Annotated in this window: 8 protein-coding genes; 3 read left to right on the top strand and 5 right to left on the bottom strand. The window is 68.4% G+C overall.

The features are described 5' to 3' along the window. Positions 1-1,522 (bottom strand): carbon starvation CstA family protein (locus RSA25_RS17750; RefSeq protein WP_332810155.1); only part of this gene is annotated, 1,522 nt, incomplete at its 3' end. 251 nt (positions 1,523-1,773) lie between these two features. On the opposite strand from RSA25_RS17750, the gene RSA25_RS17745 reads away from it, so the two are divergent. Further along, positions 1,774-2,625, top strand: coding sequence for a pirin family protein (locus tag RSA25_RS17745; RefSeq protein ID WP_332810154.1), 852 nt, complete (start codon positions 1,774-1,776; stop codon positions 2,623-2,625). Between the two features lie 101 nt (positions 2,626-2,726). Here RSA25_RS17745 and RSA25_RS17740 read toward each other — a convergent pair whose 3' ends face one another. The 4 genes from RSA25_RS17740 to RSA25_RS17725 all read right to left on the bottom strand — a co-directional run bounded on the left by RSA25_RS17740 (position 2,727) and on the right by RSA25_RS17725 (position 7,685). Then, the gene (locus RSA25_RS17740) at positions 2,727-3,188 is read right to left on the bottom strand and encodes a hypothetical protein (RefSeq protein WP_332810153.1); all 462 of its coding nucleotides are present in this window, start codon (positions 3,186-3,188) and stop codon (positions 2,727-2,729) included. 229 nt (positions 3,189-3,417) lie between these two features. Continuing rightward, positions 3,418-4,140 (bottom strand): aquaporin Z, encoded by a 723-nt coding sequence (gene aqpZ, locus RSA25_RS17735; protein ID WP_332810152.1) that lies wholly within the window; start codon positions 4,138-4,140, stop codon positions 3,418-3,420. 103 nt (positions 4,141-4,243) lie between these two features. Further along, positions 4,244-5,107 (bottom strand): pirin family protein, encoded by an 864-nt coding sequence (locus RSA25_RS17730; protein ID WP_332810151.1) that lies wholly within the window; start codon positions 5,105-5,107, stop codon positions 4,244-4,246. 514 nt (positions 5,108-5,621) lie between these two features. Beyond that, on the bottom strand, positions 5,622-7,685 hold the full coding sequence (locus tag RSA25_RS17725) for a 3-hydroxyacyl-CoA dehydrogenase NAD-binding domain-containing protein (RefSeq protein WP_332810150.1): 2,064 nt from the start codon (positions 7,683-7,685) through the stop codon (positions 5,622-5,624). Positions 7,686-7,921: 236 nt separating this feature from the next. Between RSA25_RS17725 and rpoE the strand changes: the two genes are divergently transcribed. Together rpoE and RSA25_RS17715 are read left to right on the top strand one after the other, a co-directional pair. Further along, positions 7,922-8,542, top strand: a complete 621-nt coding sequence (gene rpoE, locus RSA25_RS17720; RefSeq protein ID WP_332810149.1) for an RNA polymerase sigma factor RpoE — start codon at positions 7,922-7,924, stop codon at positions 8,540-8,542. An 8-nt stretch (positions 8,543-8,550) separates the two neighbouring features. Beyond that, positions 8,551-9,009, top strand: a 459-nt coding sequence (locus RSA25_RS17715) for a sigma-E factor negative regulatory protein (protein ID WP_332810148.1), incomplete at its 3' end; no start/stop codon positions are given.

Genomic DNA, 9,009 nt, shown 5'->3' with positions numbered 1-9,009 from the left:
TCAGCGCCGGGATGAAGTTGCCCAGCAGGTCCTGCAGCATGAAGCGACCGGCACGCGTACCCGCATCGACCGCGGTCAGGATGAACAGCGCTTCGAACAGGATCGCGAAGTGGTACCAGAAGGCCATCATCGCGTTGCTGCCGCTGGGGATGGCCTGGTGCAGGATCTGCGCGATGCCCACCGCCAGCGTCGGCGCACCACCGGCGCGGTGCAGGATGGTCGGCTCGCCGATGGCCAGCGCCGTGGCTTCCAGCTGTTCGGGCGTGATCGCAAAGCCCCAGGTGGTGCTGATGTAGTGCGCGGCCGACACCGCGTCCGCCCCGATCACCGCCGCCGGGCTGTTCATGGCGAAGTAGATGCCCGGATCGATGATCGACGCGGCCACCAGCGCCATCACCGCCACGAACGATTCCATCAGCATGCCGCCGTAGCCGATGTAGCGCATGTGCCGCTCATTGGCCAGCAGCTTGGGCGTGGTGCCCGAGGCGATCAGGGCGTGGAAACCGGAGACCGCGCCGCAGGCGATGGTGATGAACAGGAACGGGAACATCCCGCCCTTCCACACCGGGCCGTCACCGCTGGCCGCGAACTGCGTCAGCGCCGGCATCTTCAGTTCCGGCATCACGATCAGGATGCCGATCGCCAGCGCCACGATGGTGCCGATCTTGAGGAAGGTGGACAGGTAATCGCGCGGGGCCAGCAGCAGCCACACCGGCAGCACCGAGGCCACGAAGCCGTAGCCGATCAGCATCCAGGTGATCTGGATGCCGGTGAAGGTGAAGGCCGGGCCCCACACCGGGTCGGCGGCGACCTTGCCGCCATACCAGATGGCCGCCAGCAGCAGCACCAGGCCCACGATCGAAATCTCGCCGATCTTGCCCGGGCGGATGTAGCGCATGTACACGCCCATCAGGATCGCGATGGGCATCGTGGCAATCACGGTGAACATGCCCCATGGGCTCTCGGCCAGCGCCTTGACCACCACCATCGCCAGCACGGCCAGGATGATGATCATGATCAGGAACGCGCCGAACAGGGCGATGGTGCCAGGCACCTGGCCCATCTCCTCACGCACCAGGTCGCCCAGCGAGCGACCGTTGCGGCGGCTGGAGATGAACAGCACCATGAAGTCCTGCACCGCGCCGGCCAGCACCACGCCGACCACCAGCCACAACAGGCCGGGCAGGTAACCCATCTGTGCGGCGAGCACCGGCCCTACCAGCGGCCCGGCCCCGGCGATCGCGGCGAAGTGGTGCCCGAACAGCACGTGTTTGTTGGTCGGCACATAGTCCAGGCCGTCGTTGTTGAGCACCGCCGGGGTCGCCCGGGTCGGGTCGAGCTGCATCACCTTGTCGGCGATGAAAAGACTGTAGAAGCGATAGGCGATCAGGTAGATCGACACCGCCGCGACGACGATCCACAACGCATTGATGTGTTCGCCGCGGCGTAGTGCGACTACGCCCAGACAGAACGCACCGAGCAGCGCAAGCACTGCCCAGCCGAGCTTGGAAAAACCTTTCATGAGATTGCGTCTCCCTGGAGATCGTCGTAAGAGTCTGCCCTGGCACCGATCGGGTCAATGCAAACGCAGGAACTTGCCGCTAGTACTTTGGTCGTAGGTCGCAACGCGGCGGGCGTGGCGAGGCGGCCAGGCGGCCGCGCCTGCACGGCGTGCGCACCCCATCGCTGGAACAATCGGTTGCGGTCGTGGCGATTGGCCGCCGGCCCCGACGCGCCCATCTTGGTGGCTGGTTCCCTTTCGCAGGAGTGGTGATGAGCAGCCCAACCCCGGTGCGCGTGCAGCGCACCATCCGTGGCATGGCCACCTCCGACGGCGCCGGCGTGCGCCTGACCCGGGTGATCGGCGGCCCTTCGCTGCCGGACCTGGACCCGTTCCTGCTGCTGGATGAATTCGGCACCGACCGCGCCGAGGATTACATCGCCGGCTTCCCCAGCCACCCGCACCGGGGCTTCGAGACGGTGACCTACATGCTCGACGGGCGCATGCGCCACAAGGACAACCACGGCAACGAAGGCCTGCTCACCCCCGGCAGCGTGCAGTGGATGACCGCCGGGCGCGGGCTGGTGCACTCGGAAATGCCCGAGCAGGAATCGGGGCAGATGCGGGGCTTCCAGCTGTGGGTGAACCTGCCGGCGCGCGACAAGATGACCGCGCCGAAGTACCAGGAATTCGCGCCCGAACGCATCCCGCAGGCCACCCCGGCCGACGGCGTGCAGGTGAAGGTGATCGCCGGACAGGTCGGCGAGGTGGTGGGGCCGATCGTGCAGCCGGCCACCGATCCGCTGTACCTGGACATCACCCTGGCGCCGGACGCGCGCTGGGAATACGGGCTGCCGGACGGCCACAACGCGTTCGCCTACGTGTTCGAAGGCAGCCTGGTGGTGGGCGAGGGCGAGGCGGCGCGGCCGGTCGCGCGGCAGGAACTGGCCGTGCTCGGTGGCGGTGAACGCCTGGCGTTGCAGGCCGGTGCCGACGGTGCGCGGCTGATCCTGGTCGCCGGGCGCCCCCTGCGCGAGCCGGTGATGCGCCACGGTCCGTTCGTGATGAACACCCGGCAGGAACTGATGCAGGCGTTCGTCGATTTCCAGGAAGGCCGCTTCTAGGCGGCCGCGGGCACTGGCCGGCCCACGCACGCGGGGTGTCGGCCAGTGGCCGGCTCGCCCGCGGTCGGCGGAACCGGTGCACGACACGTCCCCGGCCACCTTCAGCGCCCTGCGGCCACCGCGGTCGGGTTGAGGTTCATGCCCTGGGTGAGGGACTGCAACGAGCCCAGCTCCTGCGCGTCGCCGGCGTACAGCGAAATCTGCGCATAGCGGTTCTTGTCGAACTTCACCACGGTGATGCGCCGGTTCTCATAGCCCGGCGGCTGCTGGCCACCCAGGTCGGGCTGGTACCAGTACAGCGACTCACCGGCGAACACGCCCTTTTCCTGGCGCAGTGGGCGGGTCAGCGGCACATCGGGATTGCGCGCGCTGAGCATCAGGCTCAGCACTTCGCGCCCGTCGCCGGTGCTGGCCTTGCACAGCAGGAAATCGGCCTGCGCCTGCTGCTGCCATTGCAGGCCGCTGCTGGCGGGAAGGGACGGGCATTCGGTGGGCGACTGGGCCGACGCGGTCGCAGCCGACAACGACAGGCTCAGGCACAGGGCAGTGCGCAGGATGTTCATTGGTTCCCCCAAGATCGGAATGGCCGCGCGGCCGCCTGGCAGGTGATTCCGATGGCCATGTACACCCCCGGCCGATACTGCGCCATCCCCATGCGCGTCCCGGAACCCCCCCCGTCAGGTGACGGCGTGGTGAGTCGGACCTTAACGGAATGTGACTTGATCTACAAATAAAGGTTTCAAATGATTCCAATTCGGGCCGGAAACCCGTAGGGCCTCCGGCCCGGCCGGCTCAGCGCGGGGCCGCGCCGATCCACTTGTAGACGATGCCGCCGATCATCCCGCCCAGCAGCGGGGCCAGCCAGAACAGCCACAGCTGGCCCAGCGCGCCGCTGCCGGCAAACACGGCCACGGCGGTGGAGCGCGCCGGGTTCACCGAGGTATTGGTGACCGGGATGCTGATCAGGTGGATCAAGGTCAGGGCCAGGCCGATGGCGATCGGCGCAAAACCGGCCGGGGCGTTGCCGTGGGTGGCGCCCATGATGACCACCAGGAACACCGCGGTGAGCACCACCTCGCACAGGAACGCAGCGGCCACGCTGTAACCGCCCGGCGACAGCGCGCCGTAGCCGTTGCTGGCGAAGGCGCCGGCCTGGCTGCCGTCGATGGCAAAGCCCGGCGCGCCCGAGGCGATCTGCAGCAGGATGAAGCCGGCCAACAGGCCGCCAACCACCTGGGCCAGCATGTAGGGCAGCAGGTCGCGGCCGGGGAAGCGGCCGCCGGCCCACAGGCCCAGGCTGACCGCCGGGTTGAAGTGCGCGCCGGACACGTGCCCGAACGCATAGGCGCCGGTGAGCACGGTCAGGCCGAAGGCCAATGCGACGCCAAGGAAGCCGATGCCCAGCGGGTTGCCATCACCGCCGAACTTGGCCGCCAGCACCGCGCTGCCGCAGCCGCCAAGGACCAACCAGAACGTGCCGAGGAACTCCGCGGCCAGACGTTTGCCCATGCTCATCGATCGTTCTCCACCAGTGGCCCGGGTCGGGCAGGCAGAACGTAGCTGAATCGTGGTTCATCGGGGTGAGGGTGGCGTCAAGACCCGACGAACGGTGGGCGGGTCAGTAGCTGGGCAGCGGAATGAATTCCTTGTCATCGCCGGGGATGGTGCCGAAGCGACCGGCCTCCCAATCCAGCTTGGCCTGCTCGATGCGTTCCTGCGAGCTGGAGACGAAGTTCCACCACAGGTGGCGCGGCGCATCGAGCGGTTCGCCGCCCATCAGCATGGCCTTGACGGGGGTCTTGGCACGCAGGCGGCCGCGGGCGTTGTGCTCGGGGATGACCAGATGCTGGGCGGGCAGGTCCACGCCATCGAGCTGGGCCTCGCCTTCGAGGATGTAGAGGGCGCGCTCGACATGGCCGGTGTCCAGGTCGATTTCGGCGCCGGGGTCCAGGTCGATGGCCACGTTGAGGGTGTCGGCAAACACCTTCACCGGCGACTCTTCACCGTAGGCGCGGCCGGCGATGACGCGCAGCCAGGCGCCATCGCGGCGCTGCTGGGGCAGGGTGGCGGCGGGATGGTGGAAGAAGGCGGGGTCGGTTTCCTCGGCGCTTCTGGGCAGGGCCAGCCAGGTCTGCATGCCGTGGATGGGGTGGTCGTGTTCACGCTCCGGGGGAGGGGTGCGCTCGGAGTGGGCGATGCCGCGGCCGGCGGTCATCCAGTTGACGTCGCCGGGGCGGATGACCTGGTCCGAGCCGAGGGTGTCGCGATGGCCGATGGCGCCGGACCAGAGGAAGGTGACGGTGGCCAGGCCGATGTGCGGATGCGGGCGGACGTCGATGCCGGTGCCGGGGGCGAGGACGGCCGGGCCCATCTGGTCGACGAAGACGAACGGGCCGACGCTGCGGGCCTGGAGGGTGGGGACGGCGCGGCGCACCTGCAGGCCGCCGATGTCGTGGACGCGGGGGGCGATGAGGGTGGTCATGCGGGCGTTCTCGCTGGCGTGGACAGGCGTGCAGGATGGCATGCAGGTGCGCGGGATGTATGCCTCCATCGGGGCAACAGGGTGTTGCGGGGATGTGCTGGGGAAGGCAAAGGCAAAGGCGACTGCAACGGCAACTGCAACGGCGATGGCACTGGGGGCAATCGAGCCGGGCGGGGGCCTGTGGGGTCGCGGGACACGCCGTGAATCCGTCCCTGGAGGCTCGCACACGCCTTGCGCGCGTGCGCAATCCTGCGCACGCGGCAAGACCGGGCCTGGGCGTCCTGCCCAGCCCGTCCGACGCATGCGTCGGACCCATGGCGTGTGACGGTCCCGCGACCCCACAGGCCCCCACCCCCGACAGTTGGCAGGTGGCCATGGGAGAGCAAGACATCTGCGCGCGATGTACATGTATCGGGCGCATGTGTTTCTGCAGCGCCAATCCAAAGCGACGACGAAAACAACAACGCCACCTTTCGGTGGCGTTGTCGTCATTACGGGTTATCGGGCCAGAGAATCAGGCTACCGGTTCGCGCAGTACCGCATCTTCCCAGCCGGGGCGCGGGGCGAAGCGGTCGCCGTGGCGCTGCTGCAGGACCTTCAGGCGTTCCACCAGGGCATCGGCGCCGGTGGCACGGATGTGCTGGATCGGGCCGCCGCGGAACGGGGCGAAGCCGGTGCCGAAGATCACGCCGGCATCCAGCAGGTCGGCGTCGGCCACCACGCCTTCGTGCAGGCAGGCCACCGCTTCGTTGAGCAGCGGCAGGATCAGGCGGTCTTCCAGGTCGACCGGCACCTGGTAGTTGGCGGGCACGTCGGGCTTCTGCGCGCGGCCGTTCTCCCACTTGTAGATGCCCTGGCCATCCTTCTTGCCACGCTTGCCCGCTTCCACCGTCTGCAGCGCGGCGGGAATCTGCAGGCCCAGGAAGGGTGCCAGTTCCTTGCCCACGCCGGCGGCCACGTCCAGGCCCACCGTGTCCAGCAGTTCGATCGGGCCCATCGGCATGCCGAACTTCACCGCGGCCTTGTCGATCACCGGGCCCGGGATGCCTTCGGCATAGGCGGTGGCGGCTTCCAGCATGTAGGGGAACAGCACGCGGTTGACCAGGAAGCCGGGCGTGCCGGCCACCGGCACCGGGAACTTGCCCAGCGCCTTGCAGAACGCGGCCAGGCGGCGTTCGGTCTCCGGCGCCATGCCGTCGTGATGGATGATCTCCACCAGCGGCATCTGCGCGACCGGGTTGAAGTAATGCAGGCCGGCAAACTGCGCCGGGTGCTCGATGTGGTCGCGCAGTTCGACCAGCGGGATCGAGGAGGTGTTGGTGGTCAGCAGCGCGCCCGGCTTCATCTTCGGCTCCAGCGTCTGGTACAGCCCGCGCTTGGCCTCGGCATCTTCGATGATCGCCTCGATCACCAGGTCGGCCAGCGCCACCCCGTCACCGGCCAGGTCGGCCTTCAGGCGGGCGGCCACGGCCGGGCGCTTGCTTTCATCGCGCACCTTCTTGGCAAACAGCGCCTGCGCGCGCTCCATGGCCGGGTCGATGAAGCGCTGCTCGCGGTCCTGCAGGGTCACGGTGAAGCCCTTGTAGGCCGACCACGCCGCGATATCCCCGCCCATCACGCCAGCGCCCACCACATGCACGTGGCTGATGCCGTGGTCCTTGCCGCCCAGCGCCTTCAGGCGTTCGGTCAGGAAGAAGATACGGATCAGGTTGCGCGCGGTCGGGGTGCTGGCCAGCTTCACCACCGCGCGGCGCTCGGCATCCAGGCGGACCTGGATCGGGCTGCCGCCGGTGCGCGCCCACACATTGATCAGGGCGTACGGCGCCGGGTAGTGGTCCTTCTTGGCCTTGCGCGCGACCTGCTTGGCCATCTGCGGGGCCAGCAGCTTGCGCGCCAGCCAGGTGTTGGTCGCCCACGCCGTGGCGCGCTGCTTGAACGGACGCGTGGTGCCCGACAGGCCCAGGGCGACGGCGGTATCCAGCAGCACGGCCGGGGCCACCACCTTGTCCACCAGGCCGATGCCGCGCGCGGCCGAGGCCGACAGCGTGCGCCCGGTCAGCATCATGTCCATCGCCGCCGGCGCGCCGACCAGCTGCGGCAGGCGTGCGCTGCCGCCCCAGCCGGGGAAGATGCCCAGCTGGGTTTCCGGCAGGCCGATGCGGGTGGAGGCGTCATTGGAGGCCACGCGGTAGCGGCAGGCCAGCGCCAGCTCGGTGCCCCCGCCCAGGCAGTGGCCGTGGATGGCCGCCACGGTCGGGCAGGGCAGCTCGGCCAGCTTCTGGTAGGTGCTCTGGCCGCGACGGATGGCGTCGTTGACGGTGCCGCGGCGGTCGAAGTCCTGGAACTCCTTCAGGTCGGCCCCGGCGATGAAGCCGGCAGACTTGATCGACTGGATCACCACCGCCTTGGGCGGGTCCATCGCGATGCGTTCGATCAGGTCGCCCAGTTCCAGCAACACGTCCTGGGACATGGCGTTGACGCTGCTGTCCTGGCGGTCGAGGCTGAGCACCACGACACCATCATCACGGATCTGCGGGTGCCAATGTGCGAAGCGGAGCCCATCGAAGCCTGAAAGCATGGGGACGTTCCATCCGGTTGTGTATGGAGAAGGGGGCTATGATCCAGAGGTTGTTTCCTCCCCGTCAAATCCCTATAGCTGGGAGGGACGGGCCCGGATCATTGCCGTGAACGGGAACCTTAACGGAACGGTGGTTAAAAGCTGGTGCGGCGTCGTGTGATCGGTCGCTGAACTTTTCCCGGGATTGGCAGTCTCATTGCCCGACGTCGGTCGGGCTGACAGGAGTGCGGCCCCTCATGGCCGAGGTTGAAACACCACAGGAGCTGGACCTGGAACTGGTCCGGCGCGTGCAGCGCGGCGAGAGTGCGGCGTTCGATGTCCTGGTGCGCAAGTACCAGCATCGGATCGTGGCATTGATCGGGCGCTACATCGCCGACTGGAGTGAGTGTCAGGACGTCGCCCAGGACACGTTCGTCCGCGCGTATCGCGCGATCGGCAGTTTCCGTGGCGATGCGCAGTTCTATACCTGGTTGCACCGGATCGCCGTGAATACTGCCAAGAACCATCTCGCCGCCCACAACCGCCGCCCGCCCACCGATGACATCGACATCGGTGACGCCGAGCAGTTCGACAGCGGCACCCGCCTGCGCGATACCGATACCCCCGAGCGCGAGTTGATGCGCCAGGAGCTGGAGCAGACGGTGATGAAGGCGGTGTCCGCGCTGCCCGAGGAACTGCGATCGGCCATCACCCTGCGCGAGGTGGAAGGGCTGAGCTATGACGAAATCGCGCAGAAGATGGGGTGCCCGATCGGCACCGTGCGGTCACGGATCTTCCGTGCCCGCGAGGCGATCGACACTGAACTTCGGCCGCTGCTGGATATCGGCAGTGCCACCCGCGAGAAGAGCCGCGTATGAGCCAACACATGAATACACCCGGATCGGCCGGCACCACGCCGGACAAACTTGATGCCCACAACCTGCAGCAGCTGTCGGCCCTGATCGACGGCGAGCTGGCACCCGAGCAGGCGCGCTTCCTGATGCGCCGGCTCGAGCACGATGCCGCGCTGGCCGGCTGCCACGAACGCTGGCAGCTGCTGGGCGATGCACTGCGCGGGCAGGCCTGTGCGCCGGCGCCGCCGGATTTTGCCGAGCGCGTGCGCCTGGCCGTGGTTGCCGAACCGCGCCCGCAGACCACCACCGCCGCGCCCGAGCGCCTCAGCGAGCGTCGCAGTGGCTGGCGCCGCTGGGGCGGGGGCGCGGCCCTGGCCGCCTCGGTGGCGGCGGTGGCCATGTTCATGACCCGCGAGCAGTTGCCCGCCCCGGCACCGCTGGAGCCGGCCACTACCACCGTCATCGCCAGCCAGGCCGAGCTCCCGCCGGCG

The sequence above is a fragment of the Stenotrophomonas sp. genome (genome assembly GCF_036662295.1).
Taxonomy (GTDB): Bacteria; Pseudomonadota; Gammaproteobacteria; order Xanthomonadales; family Xanthomonadaceae; genus Stenotrophomonas.
This window is presented reverse-complemented; position numbering and strand designations above follow the sequence as displayed.